The sequence below is a fragment of the Halovenus salina genome (assembly GCF_026410925.1).
Lineage (GTDB): Archaea > Halobacteriota > Halobacteria > Halobacteriales > Haloarculaceae > Halovenus > Halovenus salina.
Window position 1 is genome coordinate 175,890 of record NZ_CP112972.1, and the last position, 25,175, is coordinate 201,064.

The window sequence follows — 25,175 nt, forward strand, 5'->3', positions numbered from 1 at the left end:
AAGCCACTGCCATGGGCAATCCTGGTAACGTCAGAGATGGTATGGCGAATCGACTGGCAGGCTAGCCTGGGCGTCCTGGGGACGGTGTTGACCTACCTCGCCTTGACGATGCTCGTGCCGCTGGCTGTGGGGGTCGTCTATATGGAGGACATCTGGGTGTTTGTGGTCTCGATACTGCTTGTTGTCCTCCTCGGGTTGGGGTTGAAACGGCTCGACCCAGAGCCAGACCTCGGCCCACAGGAGGCGCTGTTGTTGGTCGCGCTGGCTTGGATAGCCGCGCCGATTGTCGGAACGATTCCGTACCTTCTCGCTGGGTTCGGCACTGAGTCGACGGTCGGCTTACAGACGAGTTCGTTCGGCGCAGCCGTCGAGTCGATTGTCAACGCCCTGTTCGAGTCGACGAGCGGGTTCACGACCACCGGCGCGACCGTCCTAGGCGAGATAAGCCTCGAACAGCACTCCCACGCGCTGATGATGTGGCGACAGCTTACCCAGTGGCTCGGCGGGATGGGAATTATCGTCTTGATGATTGCCATCTTGCCGGAGGTAGCCGTCAACGGGGCAGAGCTGATGCGCTCGGAGGCACCCGGCCCGGACCTCCAGAAGCTCACGCCGAAGATTGCCGAAACGGCACGTGCGCTGTGGATTATTTACTTCGGTTTCACCGTCTTGCTCGTTGTCATCCTCTATGGTCTCCATGTCGTGGGTGGAGTGACAGGAACCGAACTCGCTCCGAACATGAACCTCTACAACGCCGTCGCACACGGCTTCACGACGCTGCCAACCGGTGGGTTCTCGCCACAGGCCGACAGCATCGCGGCGTTTTCGGCGCTCGTCCAGTGGGTCATCATCCCCTTCATGGTCGTGGCCGGGGTGAACTTCGCGCTGTTCTGGCACGTGTTCCGTGGCGAAGCCCGTGCCCTGCTCGATAACGCCGAGTTCCGAACCTACGCGGGTCTCCTCGCAGCGTTATTCGCTGTGCTTGCTGTCCTGCTGTTCGGCGGTGCCGTTCCGGAGACCAGTCCTGGTGGGGTGACAGACGGCGCTACCGAGAACGCACTGCGGCAGGCCGCCTTCCAGATTGGCTCGCTGATGAACTCGACTGGGTTCGCGACGGCCGACTTCGCACAGTGGACAAACGGCGGCACCGAGGCCCAGCTCGTCCTGCTGTTTGCAATGTTCATCGGCGGCTCTGCGGGCTCGACCGGCGGCGGTATCAAGATAATTCGGTGGCTTCTCGTCTTCAAGGCGATTCGCCGGGAACTATACACCAGTGCCCGCCCCGACGTGGTCGAGCCGGTGCGCCTCGGCGGCAACGTCGTCGACGAGGACACGATTCGTGGCATCATGGTGTTCACCTTGCTGTATATCCTCCTCTTTGGATTTGCCGCTGTGTTCATCATGCTTGACTCGGCCAGGATCGGGGTCGACCTGACCGTCCTCGAATCGATGAGCGCGTCACTCGCAACTATCGGGAACATCGGCCCGGGATTCGGTGACCTCGGACCGTTCGGGAACTACCTCTTCTTCCCGGAGAGTTCGAAGATGTTGATGATCGTCCTGATGTGGCTCGGCCGGCTCGAAATCGTGCCCGTGCTGGCGCTTCTCGTTGCCGGGATACGAGACACGGGACGGTGAGCCGCCAGCGCCGTGGCGACACAATCTAGTAACCTCTTTATCTCGACCCGGAGAATGCGACTGTATGACCAGCTGGCGCCGACGAATCGTTGGCTCGCTTCTGGGGGTACTCGGGCTCGTCGTCGCGTATACGTTCATCTATCGGTGGTCGATGATGTCCTTCGAGGGGGTCGAAATAACGGTATTCGAGTCCCTCCAGGTCGTCATCGAAGCGTTCACCACCGCTGGGTTCGGTGGAGACACGCAACACTGGAACACGAACGCGATGAACGCCCTTATCGTCGTTATGAACCTCACCGGGGTGTTGCTGGTCTTTCTGGCGCTCCCGCTGTTTGTGGTACCACTCTTCCAGCAGGCTCTCGAAGACAGCCCACAGGAGTCGACCGATCTGACCGACCACGTCATCATCTGTTCGTACAACTCCAGGGAGGACATCCTCCGCTCGGAGCTCGAAGCGGCGGACGTTTCCCACGTCGTTATCGACGACGACCCAGAGACAGTCCTCGAACTGAACGATGACGGCATCGAAGCCATCCTGGGTGATGCCAGCGAAGAGGAGACATTCCAGGCAGCGAACGTCGAGCAGGCGCGTGCTGTGGTTGCCGACGTTTCGGACGAAGAGAACGTCCCAGTTATCCTCACCGCCCGGGAGTTGAACGAGGAGCTGTTGATAGTCAGTGTCGCCGAGAGTGAACAGGACGCGATATACCACCGGTACGCGGGGGCAGACGAGGTGATTCGGCCACGGGAGGCGCTGGGCCGCAGTCTGGCCAAGAAGGCGACACTGTCGATAACCCAGGAACTACACGAGACACTCGAACTCAGCGGCGATTTCGAACTCTCCGAACTCCTCGTCAAACCCGGCAGCGACCTGGCCGGGCAGACAGTCGCCGAGTCAGGACTCCGGAACACCATCGGAGCGACCGTTCTCGGGATGTGGACCAACGGAGAGTTCATCCCGCTCCCGGAGGCCGAGCGCCGTATCGAGGATAACTCGATTCTCCTCGTGGCCGGCAGTCACCAACAGCTCCAGCAGGTCAACAGTCGGACCATTGCACCCAAAGCATCGGACGATGACCGCGTTGTCGTTGCCGGGTACGGCGTCGTCGGCCAGAGTGTCGTCGCCGAACTTGATGAGGCGGGCATCTCGAGTACTGTCGTCGATGCGGTCGACGGAGACGGCATCGATGTCGTCGGTGATGTCAACGACCCGGAGACGCTCCAGCAGGCAGATGTCGAGAGCGCCAAGTTCGTCGTCCTCGCACTCGACGACGACACGACGACGATGTACTCGACGGTCGCGCTCGAACAGCTCGTCTCCGACCCAGAGGTCATCGCCCGCGCAAACGACGTCGAAAACACGACCAAACTCTACCGCGCCGGAGCCGAGTACGTCCTCGCGCTGTCGACTGTCACCGGCCGGATGCTCTCGTCGGTACTTATCGATGAAGAGGAGGTCCTCAGCCCCGATCTGCAGTTCGAGGTTATTCGCACCTCAGCCCCAGCACTCGAAGGTCGGAGCCTCGGTGAGGCCGACGTCGGCGATATCACGGGCGCAACTGTGGTTGCCGTCGAGCGCGACGGTGAGCTGTTGACGAACATCGGTCCGGAGTACACTGCCAGGGCCGACGACACCCTCATCGTCGCCGGAAGTGATGTCGCCGTCAACGAGTTCATCAGATTATCGAAGTAGCTACTGTCGGAAGACCGGAATCGTGGGTTACGTCGGCGAGAAGAGGCGTCTCCGTCAGGTCCACTCCATGTAGCCACACTTCCCGCAGTGGAGTCGGTCGCCGTGGTCGGCAAGGAAGGCGTCGCCGCATCGCTGACACTGCTCGTTGTCGGTGCTTCCGTCGTCGCCGTACAGTTCGTAGTGTGCCATCTTATGCCTCCTCAGCTTCCGCCTCGGCGTCTTCGCTGTCGATTTTGTTCCGGTCGAGCATGTGGTCCTGTTCGACGTCACGAGCCACATCGGGCGACTCGTAGACCTTCGCCTGACCGAGCGTCTTGCGCATCCCGAACTTGGTGTCGAGTTCGCGGACCACGACCTCCTTCGAGTCTTTGTTCATCTTCGCCGCCAGCGAGTCCCGCACCGAGAGCCGCTCTGGCGTGGCTTCTTCGTGGGTCATCTCGAATCGAACGTCTTTCCTGTGCAACATCGGGTTCTCGTCTTCTTCCAGTATCGTGATCTCCATAGTCTTACCTTACGTTGGCACTATTTCGCCTAAAAGGATTACGAAGCGTCCGGGTGAGTTCCAGACCCCCTCTCACGAGTTCTCACGGCTGTACAGCACCTGTGCGTCCATCTGCATCACGGTCTCGTCGTTCTGGTTACGTGTCTCTATCTCTTGGGTCACCAGTCCGCGCGATTCGTCCCAGGGCTCGGTCTCGCCGAAGGTCAGCCGTACCGACAGCGTGTCGCCGGGGGTAACTGGAGTCCGCCACTGGAGTCCTTCCAGCCCCGGTGACCCGAGTGTCTTCGCGTCGTTGAGGTACTCCTCGACCAGCATGCGCATCGTCATCGCAGCAGTGTGCCAGCCGCTCGCGATGACGGAGTCGTAGTGAGCGTGGTGGTCGTCACCCAGGTGGAACGGCTGTGGGTCGTACTGTTCGGCGAATGATATAATCTCCTCGCGACTCACCTCGTAGGAACCAAACTCCTGGGTCTCGCCAGGGGTCACGTCTTCGAACGTGTGCACAGACGTGACATCGACACCCTCCAAGAAGTAGACACCGCTCTGGGGTTAGCGGCGGTAGCGGGCGAGCAGCCCAACCGTCAGCATCGCCATCACCGCACCGACAACCGCGAATCCTGCTCCGTCGTCGTCCGCGTCACCGTCTTCGGTCGGCGTCATAGTCGTAGTCGGGGCCTCCGTTGCCGTTGGCTCGGGCGTGTCAGTTGCCGTCGGCTCGGGCGTTTCCGAGGCCTCGTCGGTCGCCGTTGCCGTCGGCGTCTCCGTCGGCGTTGGTGTCGCGTCGAGTTCAGCCATCGCATCCGGGTGGAACGCCTCGGCCATCTGCTCTATCGGGATGACGTTCCGTGGGCCGTGCTGGCTGATGTAGTTGGGGTCGACTCGGACAATCTGGTCTTCTGCGACCGCGGTGGACTCCTGGATTGCTGTCACGTCCGGGATTGGCGCACCCTCTGCGAGGACGAGCCACTCGGGGTCGTTTGCCGCGATGACCTCTTCGCTAATCTCGAAGTAGCTCTGACCGGCCTCGCGAGCGATGTTGTCGCCGCCGGCCTTGGTGATGAGTTCGTTCTCGAGCGTCCCTTCACCGACCGTGAAGGGGAAGCCGAGGTCGTAATAGACCGTCGGCGCTTCCTCGTCGGCGACAGCGTCTTCGATTTCGTTCATGCGCTGGCGGGTCTCCTCGACGGTCTCGGTTGCACCCTCACACTCGCCAACGAGCTGTCCCACCCGCTCGACCTCACTCAGCATACTCTCGACGCCGGTCAACAGCGGAGACTGGTAGACGGTCAGATTGGCGTCTCGGAGCTGCTGGACGGTGTCTTCCGGGATGATGTCGGCCGCGATAACCAGGTCTGGCTGGAGGTCAACAACCTCTTCGGCAACGGGGAACCCTTGTTGGTCGACGACGTTCGTGCGCTGTTCGCTCCCATCGAGGTACGACGTGAACGTGTTCACCGGCATCCCGACGACCTTGTCTTTGGCACCAATTTCCCACATGTGCTGGGCGTTGTTCGGCGCGAGGACGACTACCTCCTCTGGCTCCTCCTCGAGTCTCACCGTCTCACCGCCGCCGTCTTCGATCTCCTGTGGGAACTCACAGCTCAACTGCGCGGTTGTACTCGTCTCTGGACTACTATCTGCGGCGACAACGCCACCGGCCAGTACTAGGCCGGCGACGACAGCCACCAACATGAGCACATCTGTTCGATGCATGCGTCGGTTTCTGTGTTTATGCAACAAGTATTTACCTAAAGCAAATCCACTTGCGAGTAATGCGCGTAGCGACGCGGGCGCTTGTTTGGTCCAGTGGGCTGTTTGGCCTGCTGTGTGTAACCGTGCTCGTGAGCGCGGGGCTCGGGGCTGTCAGAGTCGACGTGCCGACGGTTGCTCGCGCGACGCTCAACACACTTGGAGTTCCGACGGGACTCTCTGTCGCCTTCAGTGACGCAACGGTTGCCGGTCTCTCCGTCCCCGCACCGGACGTCGACATCTCGTACACCAGTATCTTCTCGTTTGACGTACCCGAAACGGAACAGCTGATTGTGGGGCGGCTCCGGCTCCCGCGAATTGTCCTCGGGGCGGTCGTGGGATTCGGCCTCTCGACGGCCGGAGCCGTGATGCAGGGATTTTTCAGAAACCCCATGGCCGACCCCTCGATTATCGGCGTCTCCTCGGGGGCGGCGGTCGGCGCGGTCGCGGTCATCGCGTTCTCGTTGTCGGCACCGCTCCAGGTGGCGGCGTTTACCAGTGCGCTCGTGACTGCCTTCTTCGTCTACGTCATCGCGACAGAGGAGGGCCGAACCCCGGTCGCGACACTGTTGCTCGCTGGGGTCGCCGTCCAGACGTTTCTCGGCGCACTCATCTCGTATATGCTCTTGCAGTCCGGCAACAGCATGAAACAGGTCGTCGTCTGGCTGATGGGTCACCTGAACAACAGCCAGTGGAGTGAGGTCGAGATAACACTCCCGCTGACGCTGCTCCTGTTCGTGGCACTGCTCGCGTACGCCCGTGACCTGAACGTGATGTTACTCGGCGAGGAAGACGCACACGCTCTGGGTATCGATGTCGAATGGACCAAGCGAATATTGCTCGGTGGCTCGGCTGTTATCACAGCAGTCGGCGTCGCGGTTGCCGGTCCAATCGGTTTCGTCGGGCTGGTGGTTCCCCACGTGATGCGACTCGTCGTCGGTCCCGACCACCGGATTCTTATCCCGACCAGCGCACTCGCTGGCGCGACCTTCCTCGTCCTCGCTGACACCGTCGCCCGTGCCGGCCCAGCAGAGGTCCCCGTCGGTATTGTCACAGCGGCCGTCGGCGCGCCGTTTTTCCTCTTCTTGCTCCGTCAACGTGAGGTGCATTCGCTGTGATACGCGTCGACGGTGTCGCCCGAACGTTTGGTGATGTGTCCGTTCTCGACGATATCGACCTGCGTGTCGACCCAGGTGAGTTCGTTGCCGTGGTGGGTCCAAACGGCGCTGGCAAGACGACACTGCTCAGAACTATCAACGGCCTCCTTGACCCCGACGAGGGAGAGGTCGCTCTCGACGGTGACCGGCTCAGTGACCTCTCTTCACGGGCCGTCAGCCGACGGCTGGCGACTGTCCCTCAGGACACCCACGTCGGGTTCTCCTTCCGTGCAGAGGAGATTATCGAGATGGGGCGCACACCCCATCGGTCGCGGCTGGACTGGTCAGACGACGGTGAGCCCGTCGAGGCGGCACTCGAACGGACCGAGACAACCCACCTCCGGGACCGCCGCGTCGACGACCTCAGCGGCGGCGAGCGCCAACGAGTCCTGCTCGCCCGTGCACTCGCCCAGGAACCCGACGCACTCCTGTTGGACGAGCCGACAGCGAGTCTCGACATCAACCATCAAATACGGGTACTGAATCTCGTCGCCGACCTCGTTGAGGAAGGGCGGGCCGCACTCGCCGCGATACACGACCTCGATTTGGCGGCCCGGTTTTGTGACCGGCTGGTCCTGTTATACGACGGCACAATCGCCGCACGGGGACGGCCAGAGACAGTGCTCCGTGACAGTCGGCTCGCAGACGCGTTCGACACCGAGACCGCAGTGACCCACAATCCAGTGACCGGAACGCCGACCGTCGCAGCACTCTCCGAACGCCCCGACCGCGACAGTCACGTCCACGTCGCCGGCGGTGGCAAGCCCGGTGTCGCCGCGGTCAGGTCACTGTGGCGGGCTGGATTCGAGGTGACTGTCGGCCCGGTTCCGACAGGAGATGCGGCCGGTGAGTTGTGCCAGCAACTCGGTATCGAGGTGACGACAGCCCCCGCGTTCCAACGGCCCGACGATGCACTCGAAGAGGCAGTTGCAAATGCCAGAAAGGCCGACACTGTCGTTGTGACTGACGGACCGGGGAGCCAGTTTGTAGCCGAGGCCACAGAGACATCGGCACAGGTGAGAACTGACGCCCGCAAGTCGGTGGCAGCGCGCGTCGACGGCGGTCAGGTTGACGACTCCGGTGTTGCGCTCGTCACCGCTGTTCTCGACCAGATTGGAGACGGGTCGGATTCCAGTCACCTGGGAAAAAACACACTACATAAGTAGTTCCTCCCAAAGTGGCTAGCAATGACTACTCGTGGGTTCTCGTCACGATTCTCGTCGCTCGTACCGTCTGGGCTGCCGACACCGACGGGATGGCTCTCGGCTGCGCTCGTCGGTGTCTACGTGCTAGTGGTCGTCGGTGCAACGGCCTCGCTCGCGGACGCCGCGGAGGCCTGTTCGACCTGGCCGGCCTGCAGCGGGACACTCAATGACCCGGCGGTTGCGGTCGCAGTCGGCCACCGGATTCTCGCAGGTGTGGTCGGTCTGCTGGTGCTGATTGCCGGCATCGCGGTGCTTCGTTCGGACGCGGACCGGCGAACGCGAGCTGCCGCAGCACTCGCGCTCGTCTTGTTCCCGGCTCAGGTCGCCGTCGGCGCGTTCATGGCGACCTCGCCGTCGCTCGCGTTCGCCCCTGGTCTGCATCTGCTCGTCGGCATTGCTATCTTCGCGGCGCTGTTGCTCTCGCTGGCCTGGCATCTCGAATCGGAGACCGGCGGCAGCGACGCGGGCATCTCGACCGAGGAGCTTGAACCCGCTCCCCTCGAGGAAGACGAATCGTCCGATACTCCGGTGACACCGCTGGCCGACCGTTCGCTCGGCGTTCGCCTGCGTGAGCGGGCGTTTGCCTACTTCCGGCTGATGAAACCGCGGCTCATGTGGCTGCTCTCGCTTGTCGCCGCCGCAGCGATGGCGCTTGCGGCCGCTAACGGGTTCGCGGTGGACGTACCTAGTATCGTCTACACGCTGACCGGCGGTGTGCTCTCTATCGGCGCGAGTGGGACGTTCAACCACGTGCTCGAACGCGACCGCGACAAGCGGATGTCCCGCACGAACGACCGGCCGCTGGCGACACACCAGGTCCCGAAGTGGAACGCGCTCGCCTTCGGGTTCGTTCTGACTGGGCTGTCGGTGTTCGTCTTCTTACAGACGAACATCCTTGCGGCAGCGCTCGGTCTGGTCGCCATCCTGTTTTATAGCATCGTCTACACACTCGTGTTGAAGCCGAACACAGTCCAGAACACGGTGCTTGGCGGGGCCGCAGGCTCGCTGCCCGCCCTCATCGGGTGGACTGCCGTCACCGGTCGTATCGACGTGGCGGCATTGTTGCTCGCGGCGCTCATCTTCGTCTGGACGCCGTCGCACTTCTACAACCTGGCGCTCGCCTACAGAGACGACTACGAGCGGGGCGGCTTCCCGATGATGCCGGTGGTCCGCGGTGAGACAACCACTCGGAAGCACATTCTGTTCTGGCTTGGCGCGACGCTTGCGGTCGGGAGCATGCTCATCTGGGCAACGGACCTCGGCTGGCTGACCGCCGCAACGACAGTCATCGTCGGGTCAATTTTCCTGGCGATGGTCGTCAGGCTCCACCACGAACAGACCGAGTCGGCCGCGTTCAAGGCCTTCCACGCCTCGAACGCCTATCTTGGGCTCTTTCTCGTCGCCATCGTCATCGACGCGATGGCGCTGTAATCAACAGGAAGATTTGTGTCTCGTCAGCCCGACACATAGCTATGAGTGCTGAGGACTACTACGAGGGAGCTGTCGATTCGCTCGCTGCTCGTGAGTACGAGAGTGCAGGTGACCAGTACGCTCGGACCGCCTGGCAGACCCTTGCAGAGCCACGGTCCAACCAGAGCCCGTTCGCGAGCGATTCAAAGGGCTGGGTCGGCAAGGGTATCGCCCACCTGGTGACGAGCGCAATCTGTTACCGCGTCGCCGGAAATGCGAAACGTGCAGCCGACCGTGGTACCGAAGCATACGCGGTCGCGTCTGACTTTCGGGCGACGCTCGACCACCCGGCACAGCAGGCCTGCCTGCTCGAGATAGCTGCTGACGCACGTGCGGCAGGTGATATGGGCGGTGTCAACAATGCCTACGCCGATGCGGCCGAGGCCTACCGCGAAGCGGGAACCGCCGTCGACGACCCGCAGTTCCGGTCGACGACACCGCTGTTCCAGTCGGCGACGACCCTGCTCCAGCAGGTCGCGCGGAGCACTGCCAACGGCGAAATCCCGATTACATGGGAAGACTTCCACGGTGGGGACCCCTCCTCGCCCGGACCGTTCCTCGCGAGCAGAGCCACGCTCAAACAACAGCGCTTCCCCGAACTGCTTGCATCTATCATCGAGTCTAGGTACTTCGCCGCGCCGCGAGGGACGACCGAGTACAACAACGCGAGCTACACCTGCCCTGCGTGTGATTCCTCGGATGTCAACTGGGTCGGCGACAGCGTTCTCTGCATGCGGTGTTCCACGCCGATGGAGCGATAGCAGAGACACAAAGTTGTTGTCCGTGCTCCGCCAACGGCCCACTGTCATGTCAGATGTTGTCATTGAGTACTGCGTTCCGTGTGGCTTCAAAGACCGTGCGCTGAACGTACAGGAGGCGATTCTCAACGCCGTCGAGGAGGAACTGGACGAACTCTCGCTGGTCATGGGCGCTCACGGCGTCTTCACTGTCAGCGTCGACGGCGAGACGGTCTTCGACAAGGAGGAAGACGAATTCGATGTCGACGAGATTGCCCGGTCGGTCCGGGACGCAATCTGACGCCACGCAATCGAATCACCTTTTGACTCCCGAACGAACAGTCAGGTATGGCTGTTCTCGTTGCCGATGATGTCTCCCGGACCTACGGCGAGACTGTCGCCCTCAACGGCGTCTCCCTCGACGTTTCCGAGGGCGAAATTTTCGGACTGGTCGGTCCAAACGGAGCCGGCAAGACGACGCTAGTCCGGGCACTGACTGGAACCACCGAGGTCGACGGCCGTGTCGAACTGTTCGGGAAGCCGCCGAAATCTGTCGACGGTGAGCGTATCGGACTCCTCCCACAGGATTTCGACCCACCCGAGCGACTGACGCCACGAGAGCTACTTGCGTACTTTGGTGGTCTCTACGACGACCCCGAACCGACTGACGCGCTACTCGAAGCCGTCGGCATGGACGGGAACGGTGACACGTACTACGAGAACCTCTCGGGCGGGCAACAGCGCCGGACCTGTGTCGCCACGGCGCTGGTCAACGACCCGGACCTGCTGGTCGTCGACGAACCGACGACCGGTATCGACCCCGCCGGCCGGCGACAGCTCTGGCAGCTACTGAGCGGGCTCGCCGCCGACGGGACGACAATCTTCATCACGACACACTACATGGAAGAGGCCGAGGAACTCGCCGACCGCGTCGGCCTGCTTGCCGACGGAGAACTCGTCGCACTCGACACACCGTCTGCACTCATCGAGACGTACGGCGGCGACAGCCTCCTCTACGTCGACGGCGAATTCGAGGCAGACATCTCAGCTCACCTCGATTACGACTGCTCGCTGGCGGACGGACAGCTCACCTTCAGGAACGTGCCGCCGACGGATATCGGTGGTATCGTCACCCAGGTCGAAGCGGCCGGCACCGTCGACTCGCTGACGTGGACTGACCCTGACCTCGAAGATGTCTATCTTGAGCTGACAGAGAAGAGTCCCGAGCGGCGGTCGCTCGGGGTGACGGAGGTGAGTGAGCGATGAGTCGCCTCGGACGTATCACGGCGACGACGCGGGCGGGCTGGCACAGCTTTCTCCGCCGGCGGACGGCCGTCTTCTTTACCTTCTTCTTCCCGGCGATAATCGTCATCATCTTCGGCGTACTCGTCCAGACCCAGTCCGGGGACGGCGGACTCTTCGCCGAGCCGCCGAGCTGGTACATCGCCGGCTACATCGGTGTTGTCGTCCTCTTCACACCGCTCTCACGGGTGGGGAGCGAGGTGAGCCGCCAGCGCGACGGCAGTCAGTTCGAGAAGTTGTCGACGACGCCGCTCAGGCGCTGGGAGTGGCTGCTGGCACAGACGATTGTCAACACGACGGTCATCGGACTGGCGTCGCTGCTGTTGCTCGGGATGCTTCTCGTCGGGACGAGCGCGTCACTTCCGGTGACAATGGAGCTGTGGCTCGTCGTTCCGTTCGTCGTCGTCGGCACCGCCCTGTTCTGTGCGGTCGGTGCGATGCTCGGCAGCTTCACCGACTCGCGTGACGGCGTCATCGCGGCGAGCAACGGGCTGGCGGTGCCGCTGCTCTTTCTCTCTGAGGCCTTCGTCTCGGCGGATATGCTTCCTGGCTGGCTCCCGCTCGAACTCTCGCCGATGACCTATCTCACACGCGGTCTCAGAGCCGTCACCTACGACGGGACCGTCGAGGAAGGCGTAATCCTCGCGCAGTTCCCGGCATCGAACCCCTACTTCGATTTGGGTGTGCTCTGTCTGTTCGCCGTTATCCTGTTCGCGCTCGCGGCACGCTCTCTCCCGCGGACCGAGTAATTAGAACGGGAACAGCGAGTCCGCACCGAGGTCGCGCTCTATGAGTTCGATTTCGTGGCCGTCTGGGTCTTTCGTGAACGCGTAGAGGTCGTCACAGGAGGCGGGGTCACGGTAGTCAGGGGCTTCCCGAGTCATCAGCTGGTCCCAGTCGTCATGGAGGTCGTCGACGCGGACACAGAGATGGCCCCAGGCGTCGCCCATCCTGTAGCTCCGGCCGTCGTAGTTGTAGGTGAGTTCCAGTGCCATCGCCTCTCTGGCGGCGTCTTCGGGACGCATGAAGTAGTTCGCGAAGGAGTCGGCCTCCCAGCGGCCCGTCTCGACGTACTCGAACTTGCGCGTCCAGTACCCCAGCGCCTCGTCGGCGTCCTCGACGCGAATCATCGTGTGGTCGATGCTCCAGCGCGCGCCGAAGTCGCGCTCGACGATTTCGATTTCGTGGCCGTCGGGGTCTTTGACGAAAGCGTAGCCGGGGTTGTCCTCCGGGCGTCGGTAGTCCTCGACGCCTTTGTCCATCAGTTCGTAGTAGGCGTCGTGAACGTCCTCGACGCGGACGGCGATATGTCCCCAGCCGTCACCGACGTCGAAGTCGTCCTCGCCCTCGTTTGCAGTCAGTTCGAGCATCGCGCCCTCCTCGTGCATCTCTTCTGGGCCCATGTAGACGATGGTGAACCCGTCGCCCTCGTACCGGTCTTTCTCCTCGTATTCCAGGTTCGAGGCGTACCAGTCGACGGACTGTTCGAGGTCGCTCACGCGCATCATCGTGTGGTCGATTACGCCACTCATGAGCGGGAGTGGGGCCTGACAGAGGATGAATCTTTGTCATCCGGCACCCGAGTATCGGCGCGTTTACATGCCTCGCAGTCGACCCACGAGTATGCTGGTGACGCTCGAAGGTCTGGACGGGAGCGGGAAGACGACCTGTATGGACGCGCTCGGGTCGGCTGACTTCCTCCCCGAGGAGACCGTCTTTACGCGCGAGCCGACACATTCGTGGTACGGCGAAGCGGTCCGCCGCTCTATCAACGACGACGAGGCGGACTCGCTGGCAGAGCTGTTTCTCTACACAGCCGACCATGCCGACCACGTGGCGAACACTGTCGAGCCGGCGTTGTCGGCCGGGACGCCGGTCATCTCCGACCGGTACTCTGACTCGCGGTACGCCTACCAGGGCGTAACACTCACTGACCGATTCGAGGACGCGATGGCGTTCGTCAGAGAGATTCACGAGCCCTGGACGCGCTCGCCGGACGCGACGCTGTATCTGGATATTGACCCCGAGACGGCGGCCGAACGGAGCGGCGCGACGAACAAGTTCGAGACGGTCAACCATCTCGAAGCTGTCCAGGAGAACTACGAACGTCTCATCGCCACCGAGCCGGAGCGGTTCGTCCGAATCGACGCGAGCAGACCAGAAGCCGAGGTCGCGGCCGATGTCCTCGATGCGGTCGAGACCCTGTTGTAGGTCAGGAGACGCCGGTTTCAAGGTTTTCGAGGAGTTTTCCCACGAACAACCCCAACCGCGGCGAGACCTCGTCGCCGTCGGTCGGCTCGGCCGGCTGGGCGACGAGCGTCTCGACGAACCGCCGCGAGTGGGTCATCGTGTGCATGATGTCGACGACATCGACGATGAGTCCCTCGTCGGAGGTGTCGAGTTCTGGGTGACGCCCCTTCAGGTCCGCCGAGTACGTTATCTCCCAAGAGTGGCCACCAACCGCATCGAGGGCCTGGTCGAGTTTGCCCACTTCGACAAGCCCGTCTGGAGACCCGACGTAGATGATGTCGTCCTCGATGACGGTCTCGTAGCGGCTCATTCTGTCTATTCTTAGTCGGGTAGCGTCATCAAGCTAGTGACTACCCCTCGTAGGCCCGCCAGAGATACAGCGAGGCGTACGACCGGTAGGGCTTCCAGTCACGCGCCCGCTCGACCATCTCGGTCCGCGTCAACTCCTCGTCACAGACGATATCCATTCCTCGTCGGATTCCCAGGTCCTCGACGGGAAACACGTCTTTTCGGCCGAGGCCGTAGAGCAGAAACATCTTCGCGGTCCACGGGCCGACGCCGCGTATCGTCGTCAGCTCGTCGACGACCGCCTCGTCGTCCATTCCTTCGAAATACGCCAGCGAGTATTCACGCTCGCTGAAGGCGTCGGCCGCAGCCTTCGCGTATTCGGCTTTCGCGTTCGACAGGCCGGCGTCGGTGAGGTGGTCGGGGTCAGCGGCTGCGATGCCCTCGGGAGTTACCTCGACGCTCTTGAACAGACGTTCGCGGACGGCTTCCGCCGCGTCTATCGAGACCTGCTGGCGCAGCAGCGAGACGACGAGCCGCTGATAGAGGTCGTCTGCGGGGCCGACGGTGAGCTGGCCGTACTCGTGGATGTACGGTTCGAGTGCATTGTCCTCCCGAAGCGTGGCGACTGCCTCCGCTGCCGTCGGGTCGTCGGTCATCGCTGACGCTTGGGCCGGCGCGGACTTGAGCGATTCGGGGCGATATCAGCACGCACTTATCGGACCGGGACAGAGAAACCGGTATGCGAATCGCCGACCGGTACCAGGTCGAGGGCGGCAAAGAGCGATATACGCTCGTCCCCGAGACCGTCGACGACCTCTGGCATCTCTCTCACGTCATCGAGCCAGACGACCGCGTCGCCGGAGATACGACGCGGCGCATCCAGCGAAACGACGACCAGCTCCGGGACACTGGCGGCGAGCGCGAGCACCTCTGGGTCGAACTTGGCGTCGACGATGTCGAGTTCGCCCGGTTTGCCAACCGCCTGCGCGTCAGCGGTGTCATCGAAGACTGCTCTCGCGAGGACCAGCTCGGCCTCCATCACACCGTCAACGTCGAGGAACACGACGAAATCGAGGTCGAGAAACACTGGAAACCAGACCAGCGCGAGCGAATCGAAGAGGCCGTTGAGGCGACGGACAACCCCGACGTGGTCGTCGCAACCGTCGGCGAGGGCGAGGCGCACGTCCACACCGTCGAGCAGTTCGGAACCGAGGAACGGGCCTCGATTACCGGCCCGACGGGAAAGGGTGATTACGCCCGACCGCGCTCGGAACTGTTCGAGGAGTTGACCGCGGTATTGAAACGAAGCGGTGCCGACGCAATCATCCTCGCGGGCCCAGGCTTCACGAAACAGGACGCCCTCGAACACATCGAGGAGAATGCACCCGCTGTTGCAGAGGCCGTCACCACGGTCAACACTAGCAGCGTCGGCGACCGCGGTGTCCACGAGGTGTTGAAACGCGGTGCCGTTGAGGATGTCCAACAACAGACCCGCATCGCCGCCGAGTCGGCACTCATAGACGAACTCACCGAGCGCATCGCCGAGGGGAACAAGATGGCTTACGGTCCAGCACAGGTCGCTGAAGCCGCCGAGTTCGGCGCGGTTGAGGAGCTTCTCGTCCTCGATTCGGACCTGCGAAGAGAGCGGGCCGGCGACGGCGACTGGAGTATCGATGCCGACGAGGTCATCGAGACGACCGAGCAGAAAGGCGGCGACATGACCGTCTTCTCGGATGAGTTCGACCCCGGCCAGCAGCTCGCGAACCTGGGGGGTATTGCGGCACTGCTCCGGTACCGTATCGAATAACCGGGGCGAAACGATTTTTTGTGTGGTCTCCGACATTCCTATATCAGGGAAGATATACCAAAATAATGGGACAGGAAGATACTACTGCTGAGTCGGATACCGACGAGAAGACAATCAAGACCGCGGGGCAGATTGTCAAGTACAGTCGGGAGATCTACAATCTCGATTCTGTCGAAGAGGTGGCAATGATCACCCTCGAAGCGGTGCCACACGTAATCGAGGGACATCCGACTCCCGCAGTCGTCGAGATTCGCGGCGATGGGTTGCGCATCCCCGAGAGCATGATCGCCGGCATCGACACCGGCGATGACCCGGGTGTTCTGGCAAAACGCGCCTACGAGGAGGAACAACTGATGCTCTGTGCCGACGACAGTGTCGAGGTTACATACGACAGCGAAGAGGTGACACGCGTTCGCCCCGACGAGACAGGAAGCAACGGCGGCGTCACGCTTGCGGCACCGACAGTGTACTCAGACGAAATCGGCGACTCCGGGGCGGTATTGTTGGTTCACTGGGACGGGCTGGAGATCGTCCATAAACATCACATCAAGCCCGTCGACTATCTGGCCGAACACGTCGCAACAGCCGTCGTCAACATCCGCTCACGGGAGCGACTGGAGCGGGCACGAAACGACCTCGCCAAACGAAAGGAAATGATAGAGGTCTACGAGCGCCTGCTCCGACACGACCTCGGGAACGACCTGCAGGTCATCACGGGGTTTTCGGACGCGCTGGTCGATATACTGGACGAAGGCACGAAGGCAGGGAAGTACGCCGACAAGATTTTCAGCACCTCGAACAGTGCCGCAGAACTCATCGAACGAGTCGGCGAGACGGTCCGGACCATCCGCGAACAAGGCCAGGCCGAGCCGTGTGAGGTCCGACCGATTCTCACGGAAGTCGTCGAGGATGTCGAGACCAAATACGAATCTCTTTCTGTCGAATACGACGCTACGGAGTTCGAGTACCGGGCTTACGTCGGCGACCTCATCGACTCCGTCTTTACGAACATCCTCTCGAACGCGGCCGTCCACAACAACGGCTTCGTGAACGTCAGGCTCTACGCCGAGGAGCCAACGCCTGATACGGTCGTCATCGGTATCGCAGACGACGGAACGGGAATCGCTGATGGAGTCGTCGAGGATATCTTCGAGATGGGCAAGAAAGGCCCCGACAGCGAGGGGACTGGTTTCGGTCTGGGCCTCGCAAAGACGCTTGTCGAGTCCTACGGCGGCAGCATTGCCGTCGCCGAGAGCGACCGTGGCGGTGCTGACTTCCGCATCACGCTCGATCTGGCGTAACTATGTCACGTCGACTGTCATGCCGTCGGCGGCGAATCTGACCGACCCCTCGTACTGTTTGCCGAGCGCATCGAGCATCTCCTCGTGGTTTCCCTCCGTGTGTGGGTAGAGATGTGTCAGGTAGACACGGCCGACCTCGCTGTCCGCGCCAGCGAGTGCCTGGCCGAGCTGTGTGGGTGTCGGGTGGTTCGAGACGTCGACCGAATCGGGGAACGAACAGTCGTGAACGAGCAGAGCCGCGCCGTCGGCGAACTCGATGAGGTCCTCGAAGGCCTCACTGTCACCGCTGAAGACGAATGCCGGCCCCCCGTGCTCGAAGCGGTAGGCCAGACATTCCATCGAGTGGCGGGTCCACATCGCCTCCAGGTCGAATCCCGCAACTGTCGTCGGTGTCTCCGCTGGCTCTAGCTCCCTGAACTGGAGGTCCAGACGGTCCTGCATATACTCGTGAACGTCGAGCAGTCCGCGGACCATCTCTTCGGTCTCCGGCGGCCCGACAATCGCGAGGTCCGTCTCGCCAGCGAGCCATCTGGCTTTCATCAGGACCAGCAGGTCCGAGACGTGGTCGAGATGGTGGTGTGTCAACAACACCGTGTCGATACCTTCGTATCCGATATCCGTCTTCGCGAGCCCGTGGAGAACGCCGCTCCCACAGTCAACCAGGAGTGTGTCGTCGCCATCTTCGAGTAACAGGCCAGTCTGTCGCCGCTCGCCTGTCGGCATCGCGCTCCCGGTTCCGAGAAAGGTGAGCTTCATACGTACACTGCCGTCTGGGACCCACTTATTCGTGGGGAAGCTACACGCCGGTTTTCAGTTCGGCAGCCTCCCGGACTCGCACGTCGGTCGGCTGCTTGACGAACTCACCAGTTTCGGTAGTGACTATCTGGCCGACACCGCGCTGTGCGGCCAAATCGAGCAGACGCTGAGTGAGCGGTCCGTCGATGACGATTACGGCCGGCACGGGGTCGGCCGTGTCGAGCGACTCGAATGCGTCCTCGACATCGGTCTCTGCAATGGTGTTGAACGTCTGGTCGAGGAACCTGGCTGTTCGCGTCTCGCTGCCGATGACTGCGTCGACGTGTCCGGCTAGGGTTTCGGGCGCTTGTGGCTCCGCATCGTCTGTCGTCTCGGTCTGTGTTGTCTCTGTGTCCGGGGACGGCTCGTCCTCGACCGGCGTCTCAGGCTCCTCGGTCTGTTCGTGGCTCTCAGCGTCGGCAGACACTACAGATTCGGCTGGGGACCCGTCCGGAACGGCCTCTCCGTCGGTCTGTGCCTCCTCGGCGACCGTCGGCTCGGTTGCTGTCGGCCCGAACACCTCCCGGGCGGTCTGTCCGTCGGTCACTTGCTCGATTGGGACTTTCCGGCGAAGCGCAGACTGGATGGCGGTCCTATCGAGGTCCTCGACCGACTGGTCTGTGGGCGCGAAGGCGACGTAGTCAACGTTCCCGACCTGCTGAAGTTCTCGGAGAATCAGGTCGCCGCCCCGGTCGCCGTCGAGGAATGCCGTGGTGTTTCGGTCGCGGGTCAGCTCGGTGATTTCGGTCGGAATATCGGTTCCCTCGACTGCAACCGCGTTTCTGATACCGTACTTGAGCAGGCGGCGAACGTCTGCACGCCCCTCGACGACGATGATCGCGTCGCTTGTTGCGACCCGTGGCCCGGCGGGGAAGCCGCGGTACTCGGTTATCTCCTCGACGCGGGCCTGTTTGCGGACCTCCTGGACGATTTCGTCGCTCGTCACGGTCGCGTCTTCGAGGTCCGTGAGCAACTCGGTAGCCCGTTCGACCAGCTCTCGGCGCTTGGCCGCTCTGGCGTCTTCGATAGAGGTGACGGTACACTCGGCTCGGCAGGGACCAACACGGTCCATCGTCTCGAGCGCGGCCGCGAGGACCGCTGTCTCGACCCTGTCGAGGCCGCTCGAAATCGTCACCTGGCCGACCGACCGGCCGCCCTCGGAGTCGATATCGACGTCGATACGCCCGAGCTTTGACGATTCCTGTAGCTCGCGTAAATCGAGGTCCTCTCCGAGTAGTCCTTCGGTCTGGCCGAAGATTGCGCCGACGACATCACTCCGTTCGACCACCCCGCTCGTCCGTACTGTTGCGTGAATGAGGTATTTTGCTGAAGATTGCATGTGTGACCTCCCCCAACGAGGAGACTGATTGTGAATCTGAAACCATGAGGGTACCCATGGATACGTGGGCCTACGCCAGTGGCCGGCAAATACCTGATGGGTGGTGTCTCTGTGTCGTTTTGATATCGCTGGTCGCTATCGGTCCCGCGCCCGCTTGGCCGCCCGCTGGGCCGCATCGATGTGTTCTGTGACTTCCGGGTTCTCGATCTGGTCGGTGTTGACTGCGTCGAGGCTGTCGAGCAGTGTTTCGAAACTACCGCGACCAGCGTCTGCATCTTTCACCTCGGCTGTGGCCGTCTTTGCTTCTTTAATTGCTGTCTGGACCTCGGTCTGATCGCTTTTCTCAGCCGCCGCTTCGAGATGGTCTTCGAGCGACGAGAGCAGGTGATCTCGCTCGTCCATCATCCATCCCCTTCCGCGTCGACGATGACGACCTCGCCGTCGATTACGTCGACGTTCACCAGTGTCTTGGCGTCGAATCCTTCCTCCTCGACTTTGTTCTCACCGCCGACTTTCTTGATGACTGCGACAGTATCGACGACCTCCGCGCCGAGCCCATCGAGGGCGGTGAGCAGCGCCGACAGCGTTCCGCCCGTCGAGAGCACATCGTCAAGGACGAGCACCCGGTCGCCCTCGGAGACACGGTTGATGTACATCTCGTTTTCCGAGTAGCCGGTGACCTGTGAGATCGGCACCTCGCCGTCGAGGCCGTACTGGCGTTTGCGGACAACCACGAGCGGGATGTCCGTCGCCAGCGAGACGGCCGTCGAGATGTGAATCCCCATCGCCTCGGGGGCGATAATCTTGTCGACGTTCACGAGGTCGGCCTTCCGGACGATGCGGACGACAATCTCGCGCAGGAGTCCCGGCTCTAGCATCGGAACACCGTCGCTTACGGGATGGACGAAGTAATGGTAGCCGTCTTTCTCGATAATCGGCGCGTCGAGCAACGAGTCACTGAGTTTGTCCATGTCACCGGTAGGCCAACTGAGTCTAAAAAAGCTGTTGTTAAATAGCCAGAGCCACCCGCGACCTCGAACCGCACCGCTGTGCCCGAGACCGCTACATACGTTGTCTGTTACGCCGGAATCCGGTCGATAATCGTCTCTTCGTCGACGACCAGGTTGTACGCCTGCTCGTCGTCGTTCCACAGGACGAGCACGTTCTCGACGAAGAGCGCCTCGCCGTAGGCTGCTGTTTGCAGGTCGGCGTTCAGTGTTGTCTCCTTTGTCACCACCGCGAAGTGGTCGATTTTCTGACTGCCGTCAGCGACCAAGACGAGGGGATGGCCCCCCTCGGCGAGGTCGTGGCTCAGCTTCACCACCAGGCAGTCGATTCGGTCTGTCACGTGTCGCTCGCTCTCTTTGAGCTTTGCAACCTGACTCCGGTCCGGACGCACGTCGATTGCGGACGCGCCGTCCTGTCGCAACAGCGAGTAGGCGTACTGGACATCGGCGTTGACGAACTCCTCTGTCCTGGGTGGCTGTTCACTCTCGTCTTCGGCCGGTGTGCGCTCGCCTTCGTCGAGTTGGCGCTGGAAGCTCGGGGCCGCAATCTCGGGGTGTGCTCGGAACGACCACGACTCACTCTCCGGCGTCTCGTCGGGCCAGAGTCTGACTGTCGGCGCGTAGATTGTTGCGTCGGTCTCGCGTTCGACCTGTCGCTCGGTCTTTCTAAGCTGTATTGCGGTGTTTTTGTCGGCAGGTGCAACCATCGCCGCCGTCCCGTCGGGGGCGAGCCACTCCATTGCCGTCTGTACCACTTCGGCCGGCTCGTCGAGTTCCGAGAGGACGTTCCCGAACAGAATCAAATCGAACGCCCCGTCCGGGTCGAAGGACTCGATTCGCGTCTCGTGGACGGTCGGATGGAAGTTGTCACCGGTCGCTTCGAGGAGGTCTCTCAGTACTGTGACGGCCTCGCTCGGTTCGACAGCGTGGTAGTCGACCAGTGAGTCTGCGGGCATGAACTCGTCGACCCCGAGTGCGGGGCCGCCGACTCCGGCACCGACATCGAGAACGCGGAGGTGTTTCGAGATGAGGCCATCCTCCGCGAGGTCTGTGAGCACGTACTGAACAGCAGCGAAGTACGCCGGCAGGTGATAAATCGCGTATCCGAGCGCGGTCTCCTCGTCGTAGGTGACGGTCGCACCCGAGAGATACCGGCGCTTGAAGTCCCGTATCTTCGAGCGGAGAATCGCGCCGGAGTCTCCGTCGGGCCAGCCGGGGCCAAACCGCTCGACGAGGCGGTTCTCGACGGCCCGCGTTAGCTCCCCCGGCAGCTCATCGACGCCGTGGAACGGAACCGACACCGGCTCCGCTTCGACCGGCTCGAACAGGCCGTCATCACGCTCAACGAGGCCGAGTGACGGTGCCTGTTCTCGGAGCACCTGTCTCACCGCGGCTGGATGGGGTGTTCCGTCGACGTACTCGTAAATCTCCTCAGGGTCGACAGGGCGCACTTCCCGGAGGTACTTCGCGTTGTCTCGGACCGCTTGTCGTTGGTTCTCGTTCATGATTGACTGAGTTGCTCGTACAGGGCCTCGAACGTCTCCCGGTCTGCGTCTGCGAGACGTGTTGCCGCCGCTGCCACGTCGTCCGCGCCGTCGAAGGCCTCCTGGATGTCGGCATACACCTGGGAGTTCCCACCGGCCACCTGGCCGACAAGTGACTGTAACTCTCCGGATACTGTCGTCTGGAACCGGTCCGGAACGGACTCGCCCGCGAGTGCGTACGCCAGTATCGCAGCGTGTGCCTTGCTTTGTACCGTCGCCATCGCCTCGTCGTGTTCGGCCGCTGTCGTCTCGAACACTTCGTTCCCGCGCTCGGCGAAACAGTCCCGGATGAACGCAACTGTCGGCCCGTCTTCGTCGACCACGACAGGTACGTTCCCGGGCTCGTTGTCCGGCGAAAACAGGGGATGAAAGCTCGCTCGCTCCACTCCGGGTGCGTGTCGGCAAAGCGCCTCGGCGGGCTCGGACATCGTTCCAGTTACGTCGATAGCTGCCGCCTGTGCCCGAGGGACGTGGGCCTCGATAGCCGCTTGAGCGGCTCCGATTGGCACTGCAATACAGACGAGGTCGTAGGTGGTGTCGGGGGTCGTGACGGCCGTTCCGCCAGTCGCTGATGCCGCCCGCTCGGCAACGGCGGTATCCTGATCATAGTAGCTGACGGTACAACTCTCGGCCGCTGGAAGGGTAGATGGCACGTCACGGCCCGAAAGAATGTCGCCGACCCACTGACCCATAGCGCCGGCCCCGACGATGAGTACCTCCATTATCCACTGCATAGACAGTTCGGGCAAAAAGGGGTTCGAATCCATCTCGTGACTCCGACCGCGGGAAATCGGCGTGCTACGAACTTATAAATAGCATCTCTCCCAATCAACGCCTGGAATGAGTTCACGAGACGCGGCCGAAGAGGAAGACACCTCCGAAGGTCCGCCCTCCGAAACCGAACCAGGAAGCCCACCGACGGAGTCCTCACAGCTTTTCGGAGTTGTGTTGGTAGCGGCTGTCGCTGCCATCCTTGCCGGTATGGTCGTCCTGACGCTTGCTTTCGGTGTCGCTGGTGGATCAAGTGCCGACGGTACTGTCGCAGTTGTCTCGATTGAAGGACCGATTGCAGAGCCGATTGGCGAGAACCTGGAAAGCGAACTCCGGGATATCCGAACCAACGAGTCGATCGACGCAGTCGTCCTGAAGATGAACACGCCCGGTGGTGCCCCCGAACCGACAGAACGGATGTATATGTCGATACAGCGGACGAGCCAAGAGATGCCGGTCCTGGCGAGCGTCCAGGGGCTGAGCGCCTCCGCTGGCTATTATATGATGTCGCCGTCTGAGGAGATTTACGTATTGCCGTCGTCGCAGGTCGGGAGTGTCGGACTCGCTGCGGGTGCTCCACGACCACAGCCCCCGGTTCGCGGACCGAGCGGCCCGGACAAGCGTGGCTCGAACGTAATCCAATCCTGGGCACAACTGGAGACGCTCGGTAATATCTTCATCGAGACAATCATGGAACAACGCGGCGACCGCATCGAGCTTAGCCGCGAGGAGATATCGACCGCGAAGGTGTTCCTCGGCGTGAACAGTGTCGAAAACGGGTACGCCGACCAGCTCGGCTCACTCGACGACGCTATCGACGACGCCGCCGAGCGGGCAGACCTAGAGGAGTATCGAATCGCCGAGCGAGAGATCGGTGGGCTCACCACCCTCCCGATTTTCGCCAAAACTGAGCACGGACTCGTCGCAATCTACGACGAGAATCCGTCTGTTGCGGATGTGCGACCAATTAGCACCGCGATGGTCTACGAACCAGCAATCCCACACATCAGTGAGCTCGAAGCGGTCACATCGCCGAATCTCGACGAAATCGTTGCCAACGCTGTGAGCGAGAACGATGGAGGTGAACAGCCATGAAAGCCAGAACAGCGGGGATTCTTTCGTTCCTCGCGGTGTTCGCCGTCGTCGTCGCTGGTGGTGCTGTCGTCGGGCTGTCGATGGACCAGGACACAGCGCCGGGAGCCGCTCCCGAGCACGTCGAACTCGACAACCCACAGTACGATGCCGACCGCCTGACCTCTGAGAGCTCGCCGGGAACGGCTGATATCCAGCTCGATAGTGACGCCTTCGAAAGCCATGTCGTCGTACACATGGGCGGGAGTGCGACCAAGCGCACAATCACGCCACTACTGAACGCACTCGTCAGAGACGGCCACAACGTTACAGTCATCTCTGACGGGTTCGGCAGCCAGCCCGGTGGCCCCGTGGGATTCTCGGAGGGCGCTGTCAACCAGCGGACAACCCAAGTTGGCGGAAGCCAATCCGAACTCAGCTCCGCACTGGAGACTGCACACGGCCTCATCAGTATCGGCGTCAACAGCTACAGTGACGAAGATCTCAACGCAATCGGCTCGTTCGTCGAAAGTGGCGGGCGGATGGTAGCTACTGTCGAACCGAGCCAGGAGTTTGCCCTCGGTGAAGGGCTCTCTGAGGTGTACGGCGAGCTCGACGCGTACACCGAGCCCGGGTACGTTTACAATCTCGAAGAGAACGACCTGAATTACCAGCGCATCTTCGCACAATCGGGCGGCGATTCGATGCTGACCGCGGGTGTCGATAGGGTTGTCCTCGACAGCGCGACGCCAGTGCAGGCCAGTACGGTCGACGAGCGTCTCGTGCCCATCGACGGGACCGAACTATCGGTCACCAGAGCCGAAACCGAGAAACCCGTTCTTGTCCGTAACGGCGATGTCGCTCTCATCGGAGACACGCAGTTCATGACGCCAGAGAACACACAGCGTGCTGATAACGATGTCTTCGTCGGCAACATCGCAGAGTTCCTAGTCGAAGCTGACCGAACCTTTGACAACGCGCAGGAGGGCACCTGACCGTACGCCAGCTCGGAGGTTACCGAGGAGGTGCCAGACAACTACACCGGGACCGAAGGCTTTTCGGGCGCGCCGCAAAAATCGGTCGTATGGCCGAAGACAACGAGAAAACCGAAGCCAGCGAAGAACAGGGAGACGACAGCGAGGAGAAATCCTTCCGAGAGCGTGTCGAGGAGATTCGCGAACAGCGCGCAGAGCGCGAAGGCGAAGACGGAGAAGGCCGACCAGAACCGCCCGAGGGAATGATGGGCGGCGGCGGTGGCGGTATGGGCGGTAACCCATTCGCCCAGATGATGGGCGGTATGATGGGCGGTGGCGGCGGTCCCGGCGGTGCAGGCGGCCCGATGGGGGGCGCACCCGGCCGCGGCCAGGAGTCCGGCGACGACGAGGAGATGATTCGCGAGGTCCGAAAGCTGCGCGACGAAGTGCACGATGTCCGCCGCTCGCTCGACCGCATTGCTGACGCGCTCGAAGAGTAAACCTGAGTTCTGTCCGCTCGCGCCGGTACGGGTGGCCGCTGTCTGTGAACTGTGAGTCAATTGTTCGGTGTTCAC

General features: G+C 62.0%; 28 protein-coding genes. 15 read left to right on the forward strand and 13 right to left on the reverse strand.

Annotation, left to right across the window (positions count from 1 at the left end):
• The first annotated feature begins 36 nt into the window (after nt 1–36).
• Together OSC37_RS00880 and OSC37_RS00885 are read left to right on the forward strand one after the other, a co-directional pair.
• Nucleotides 37–1,638 carry a TrkH family potassium uptake protein gene (locus tag OSC37_RS00880; protein WP_267162717.1) on the forward strand — a complete coding sequence of 534 codons (1,602 nt, stop codon included), beginning with the start codon at nt 37–39 and terminating at the stop codon, nt 1,636–1,638.
• A 64-nt stretch (nt 1,639–1,702) separates the two neighbouring features.
• Nucleotides 1,703–3,331 (forward strand): potassium channel family protein, encoded by a 1,629-nt coding sequence (locus OSC37_RS00885; RefSeq protein ID WP_267162718.1) that lies wholly within the window; start codon nt 1,703–1,705, stop codon nt 3,329–3,331.
• A gap of 54 nt (nt 3,332–3,385) precedes the next feature.
• On the opposite strand, the gene OSC37_RS00890 is transcribed toward OSC37_RS00885, so the two are convergent.
• The 4 genes from OSC37_RS00890 to OSC37_RS00905 form a co-directional block, all read right to left on the reverse strand.
• Nucleotides 3,386–3,520 (reverse strand): 30S ribosomal protein S27ae, encoded by a 135-nt coding sequence (locus OSC37_RS00890; RefSeq protein ID WP_267162719.1) that lies wholly within the window; start codon nt 3,518–3,520, stop codon nt 3,386–3,388.
• Nucleotide 3,521: 1 nt separating this feature from the next.
• The gene (locus OSC37_RS00895) at nt 3,522–3,833 is read right to left on the reverse strand and encodes a 30S ribosomal protein S24e (RefSeq protein ID WP_267162720.1); all 312 of its coding nucleotides are present in this window, start codon (nt 3,831–3,833) and stop codon (nt 3,522–3,524) included.
• A 72-nt stretch (nt 3,834–3,905) separates the two neighbouring features.
• Entirely contained in the window at nt 3,906–4,337 is a 432-nt protein-coding gene (locus tag OSC37_RS00900) for a MaoC family dehydratase (RefSeq protein WP_267162721.1), read from the reverse strand.
• A gap of 45 nt (nt 4,338–4,382) precedes the next feature.
• Entirely contained in the window at nt 4,383–5,546 is a 1,164-nt protein-coding gene (locus tag OSC37_RS00905) for a PGF-CTERM-anchored ABC transporter substrate-binding protein (protein ID WP_267162722.1), read from the reverse strand.
• Between the two features lie 59 nt (nt 5,547–5,605).
• On the opposite strand from OSC37_RS00905, the gene btuC reads away from it, so the two are divergent.
• From btuC to OSC37_RS00940, 7 genes are read left to right on the forward strand one after another with little or no spacing between them, the layout of a single operon-like run.
• Nucleotides 5,606–6,700 (forward strand): vitamin B12 ABC transporter permease BtuC, encoded by a 1,095-nt coding sequence (btuC, locus tag OSC37_RS00910; RefSeq protein ID WP_267162723.1) that lies wholly within the window; start codon nt 5,606–5,608, stop codon nt 6,698–6,700.
• The gene (locus OSC37_RS00915; RefSeq protein WP_267162724.1) at nt 6,697–7,905 is read left to right on the forward strand and encodes a heme ABC transporter ATP-binding protein; all 1,209 of its coding nucleotides are present in this window, start codon (nt 6,697–6,699) and stop codon (nt 7,903–7,905) included. Before btuC ends, OSC37_RS00915 begins: the two co-directional genes overlap by 4 nt.
• Nucleotides 7,906–7,926: 21 nt before the next feature.
• The gene (locus tag OSC37_RS00920; protein WP_267162725.1) at nt 7,927–9,375 is read left to right on the forward strand and encodes a heme o synthase; all 1,449 of its coding nucleotides are present in this window, start codon (nt 7,927–7,929) and stop codon (nt 9,373–9,375) included.
• 41 nt (nt 9,376–9,416) lie between these two features.
• Complete coding sequence (locus OSC37_RS00925) at nt 9,417–10,175, forward strand: hypothetical protein (RefSeq protein WP_267162726.1); 759 nt, start codon at nt 9,417–9,419, stop codon at nt 10,173–10,175.
• A gap of 46 nt (nt 10,176–10,221) precedes the next feature.
• Nucleotides 10,222–10,452, forward strand: coding sequence for a SelT/SelW/SelH family protein (locus OSC37_RS00930; RefSeq protein ID WP_267162727.1), 231 nt, complete (start codon nt 10,222–10,224; stop codon nt 10,450–10,452).
• Between the two features lie 47 nt (nt 10,453–10,499).
• Nucleotides 10,500–11,417 carry an ABC transporter ATP-binding protein gene (locus OSC37_RS00935; protein ID WP_267162728.1) on the forward strand — a complete coding sequence of 306 codons (918 nt, stop codon included), beginning with the start codon at nt 10,500–10,502 and terminating at the stop codon, nt 11,415–11,417.
• A complete protein-coding gene (locus tag OSC37_RS00940) occupies nt 11,414–12,202 on the forward strand; it encodes an ABC transporter permease (protein ID WP_267162729.1) in 789 nt (262 codons plus the stop codon). The genes OSC37_RS00935 and OSC37_RS00940 overlap by 4 nt, the downstream gene beginning before the upstream one ends.
• On the opposite strand, the gene OSC37_RS00945 is transcribed toward OSC37_RS00940, so the two are convergent.
• The gene (locus OSC37_RS00945; protein WP_267162730.1) at nt 12,203–12,985 is read right to left on the reverse strand and encodes a VOC family protein; all 783 of its coding nucleotides are present in this window, start codon (nt 12,983–12,985) and stop codon (nt 12,203–12,205) included. It lies immediately after the preceding gene.
• A 91-nt stretch (nt 12,986–13,076) separates the two neighbouring features.
• Here OSC37_RS00945 and tmk point away from each other — a divergent pair, with 91 nt between their 5' ends.
• The gene (tmk, locus tag OSC37_RS00950) at nt 13,077–13,664 is read left to right on the forward strand and encodes a dTMP kinase (RefSeq protein WP_267162731.1); all 588 of its coding nucleotides are present in this window, start codon (nt 13,077–13,079) and stop codon (nt 13,662–13,664) included.
• A gap of 1 nt (nt 13,665) precedes the next feature.
• On the opposite strand, the gene OSC37_RS00955 is transcribed toward tmk, so the two are convergent.
• Nucleotides 13,666–14,013: a hypothetical protein gene (locus tag OSC37_RS00955; RefSeq protein ID WP_267162732.1), complete on the reverse strand. Its 348-nt coding sequence runs from the start codon at nt 14,011–14,013 to the stop codon at nt 13,666–13,668.
• 40 nt (nt 14,014–14,053) lie between these two features.
• A complete protein-coding gene (locus OSC37_RS00960; protein WP_267162733.1) occupies nt 14,054–14,647 on the reverse strand; it encodes a DNA-3-methyladenine glycosylase family protein in 594 nt (197 codons plus the stop codon).
• Between the two features lie 83 nt (nt 14,648–14,730).
• On the opposite strand from OSC37_RS00960, the gene OSC37_RS00965 reads away from it, so the two are divergent.
• A complete protein-coding gene (locus tag OSC37_RS00965) occupies nt 14,731–15,798 on the forward strand; it encodes an mRNA surveillance protein pelota (RefSeq protein ID WP_267162734.1) in 1,068 nt (355 codons plus the stop codon).
• Nucleotides 15,799–15,863: 65 nt separating this feature from the next.
• Entirely contained in the window at nt 15,864–17,099 is a 1,236-nt protein-coding gene (locus OSC37_RS00970; protein ID WP_267162735.1) for a sensor histidine kinase, read from the forward strand.
• On the opposite strand, the gene OSC37_RS00975 is transcribed toward OSC37_RS00970, so the two are convergent.
• From OSC37_RS00975 to OSC37_RS01000, 6 genes are all read right to left on the reverse strand, one after another.
• Nucleotides 17,100–17,855 (reverse strand): MBL fold metallo-hydrolase, encoded by a 756-nt coding sequence (locus OSC37_RS00975; protein WP_267162736.1) that lies wholly within the window; start codon nt 17,853–17,855, stop codon nt 17,100–17,102.
• 40 nt (nt 17,856–17,895) lie between these two features.
• Nucleotides 17,896–19,233 (reverse strand): DNA primase DnaG, encoded by a 1,338-nt coding sequence (gene dnaG, locus OSC37_RS00980; protein ID WP_267162737.1) that lies wholly within the window; start codon nt 19,231–19,233, stop codon nt 17,896–17,898.
• A 135-nt stretch (nt 19,234–19,368) separates the two neighbouring features.
• On the reverse strand, nt 19,369–19,635 hold the full coding sequence (locus tag OSC37_RS00985; protein WP_267162738.1) for a hypothetical protein: 267 nt from the start codon (nt 19,633–19,635) through the stop codon (nt 19,369–19,371).
• Nucleotides 19,635–20,204 carry a hypoxanthine/guanine phosphoribosyltransferase gene (gene hpt / locus OSC37_RS00990; protein ID WP_267162739.1) on the reverse strand — a complete coding sequence of 190 codons (570 nt, stop codon included), beginning with the start codon at nt 20,202–20,204 and terminating at the stop codon, nt 19,635–19,637. Before hpt ends, OSC37_RS00985 begins: the two co-directional genes overlap by 1 nt.
• Before the next feature lie 107 nt (nt 20,205–20,311).
• Nucleotides 20,312–21,745 (reverse strand): small ribosomal subunit Rsm22 family protein, encoded by a 1,434-nt coding sequence (locus OSC37_RS00995; protein ID WP_267162740.1) that lies wholly within the window; start codon nt 21,743–21,745, stop codon nt 20,312–20,314.
• Nucleotides 21,742–22,506, reverse strand: coding sequence for a prephenate dehydrogenase/arogenate dehydrogenase family protein (locus OSC37_RS01000; protein ID WP_267162741.1), 765 nt, complete (start codon nt 22,504–22,506; stop codon nt 21,742–21,744). The genes OSC37_RS00995 and OSC37_RS01000 overlap by 4 nt, the downstream gene beginning before the upstream one ends.
• Before the next feature lie 118 nt (nt 22,507–22,624).
• Between OSC37_RS01000 and OSC37_RS01005 the strand changes: the two genes are divergently transcribed.
• The 3 genes from OSC37_RS01005 (at nt 22,625) to OSC37_RS01015 (ending at nt 25,100) form a co-directional block, all read left to right on the forward strand.
• Nucleotides 22,625–23,650 carry a S49 family peptidase gene (locus OSC37_RS01005; RefSeq protein ID WP_267162742.1) on the forward strand — a complete coding sequence of 342 codons (1,026 nt, stop codon included), beginning with the start codon at nt 22,625–22,627 and terminating at the stop codon, nt 23,648–23,650.
• Complete coding sequence (locus OSC37_RS01010) at nt 23,647–24,621, forward strand: hypothetical protein (RefSeq protein ID WP_267162743.1); 975 nt, start codon at nt 23,647–23,649, stop codon at nt 24,619–24,621. Before OSC37_RS01005 ends, OSC37_RS01010 begins: the two co-directional genes overlap by 4 nt.
• A gap of 89 nt (nt 24,622–24,710) precedes the next feature.
• Complete coding sequence (locus OSC37_RS01015) at nt 24,711–25,100, forward strand: hypothetical protein (protein ID WP_267162744.1); 390 nt, start codon at nt 24,711–24,713, stop codon at nt 25,098–25,100.
• Nucleotides 25,101–25,175: the final 75 nt, after the last annotated feature.

Coding starts and splice junctions, on each gene's coding strand:
- OSC37_RS00955 (WP_267162732.1), bottom strand. CDS start 14,013: ATGAGCCGCTACGAGACCGTCATCGAGGACGACATCATCTACGTCGGG.
- OSC37_RS00885 (WP_267162718.1), top strand. CDS start 1,703: ATGACCAGCTGGCGCCGACGAATCGTTGGCTCGCTTCTGGGGGTACTC.
- OSC37_RS00985 (WP_267162738.1), bottom strand. CDS start 19,635: ATGGACGAGCGAGATCACCTGCTCTCGTCGCTCGAAGACCATCTCGAA.
- OSC37_RS00895 (WP_267162720.1), bottom strand. CDS start 3,833: ATGGAGATCACGATACTGGAAGAAGACGAGAACCCGATGTTGCACAGG.
- hpt (WP_267162739.1), bottom strand. CDS start 20,204: ATGGACAAACTCAGTGACTCGTTGCTCGACGCGCCGATTATCGAGAAA.
- OSC37_RS00920 (WP_267162725.1), top strand. CDS start 7,927: ATGACTACTCGTGGGTTCTCGTCACGATTCTCGTCGCTCGTACCGTCT.
- OSC37_RS00945 (WP_267162730.1), bottom strand. CDS start 12,985: ATGAGTGGCGTAATCGACCACACGATGATGCGCGTGAGCGACCTCGAA.
- OSC37_RS00960 (WP_267162733.1), bottom strand. CDS start 14,647: ATGACCGACGACCCGACGGCAGCGGAGGCAGTCGCCACGCTTCGGGAG.
- OSC37_RS01010 (WP_267162743.1), top strand. CDS start 23,647: ATGAAAGCCAGAACAGCGGGGATTCTTTCGTTCCTCGCGGTGTTCGCC.
- dnaG (WP_267162737.1), bottom strand. CDS start 19,233: ATGCAATCTTCAGCAAAATACCTCATTCACGCAACAGTACGGACGAGC.
- OSC37_RS01005 (WP_267162742.1), top strand. CDS start 22,625: ATGAGTTCACGAGACGCGGCCGAAGAGGAAGACACCTCCGAAGGTCCG.
- OSC37_RS00905 (WP_267162722.1), bottom strand. CDS start 5,546: ATGCATCGAACAGATGTGCTCATGTTGGTGGCTGTCGTCGCCGGCCTA.
- OSC37_RS00925 (WP_267162726.1), top strand. CDS start 9,417: ATGAGTGCTGAGGACTACTACGAGGGAGCTGTCGATTCGCTCGCTGCT.
- OSC37_RS00965 (WP_267162734.1), top strand. CDS start 14,731: ATGCGAATCGCCGACCGGTACCAGGTCGAGGGCGGCAAAGAGCGATAT.
- OSC37_RS00940 (WP_267162729.1), top strand. CDS start 11,414: ATGAGTCGCCTCGGACGTATCACGGCGACGACGCGGGCGGGCTGGCAC.
- OSC37_RS00890 (WP_267162719.1), bottom strand. CDS start 3,520: ATGGCACACTACGAACTGTACGGCGACGACGGAAGCACCGACAACGAG.
- OSC37_RS00935 (WP_267162728.1), top strand. CDS start 10,500: ATGGCTGTTCTCGTTGCCGATGATGTCTCCCGGACCTACGGCGAGACT.
- OSC37_RS01015 (WP_267162744.1), top strand. CDS start 24,711: ATGGCCGAAGACAACGAGAAAACCGAAGCCAGCGAAGAACAGGGAGAC.
- OSC37_RS01000 (WP_267162741.1), bottom strand. CDS start 22,506: ATGGAGGTACTCATCGTCGGGGCCGGCGCTATGGGTCAGTGGGTCGGC.
- OSC37_RS00880 (WP_267162717.1), top strand. CDS start 37: ATGGTATGGCGAATCGACTGGCAGGCTAGCCTGGGCGTCCTGGGGACG.
- OSC37_RS00970 (WP_267162735.1), top strand. CDS start 15,864: ATGGGACAGGAAGATACTACTGCTGAGTCGGATACCGACGAGAAGACA.
- OSC37_RS00930 (WP_267162727.1), top strand. CDS start 10,222: ATGTCAGATGTTGTCATTGAGTACTGCGTTCCGTGTGGCTTCAAAGAC.
- OSC37_RS00995 (WP_267162740.1), bottom strand. CDS start 21,745: ATGAACGAGAACCAACGACAAGCGGTCCGAGACAACGCGAAGTACCTC.
- OSC37_RS00975 (WP_267162736.1), bottom strand. CDS start 17,855: ATGAAGCTCACCTTTCTCGGAACCGGGAGCGCGATGCCGACAGGCGAG.
- tmk (WP_267162731.1), top strand. CDS start 13,077: ATGCTGGTGACGCTCGAAGGTCTGGACGGGAGCGGGAAGACGACCTGT.
- btuC (WP_267162723.1), top strand. CDS start 5,606: ATGCGCGTAGCGACGCGGGCGCTTGTTTGGTCCAGTGGGCTGTTTGGC.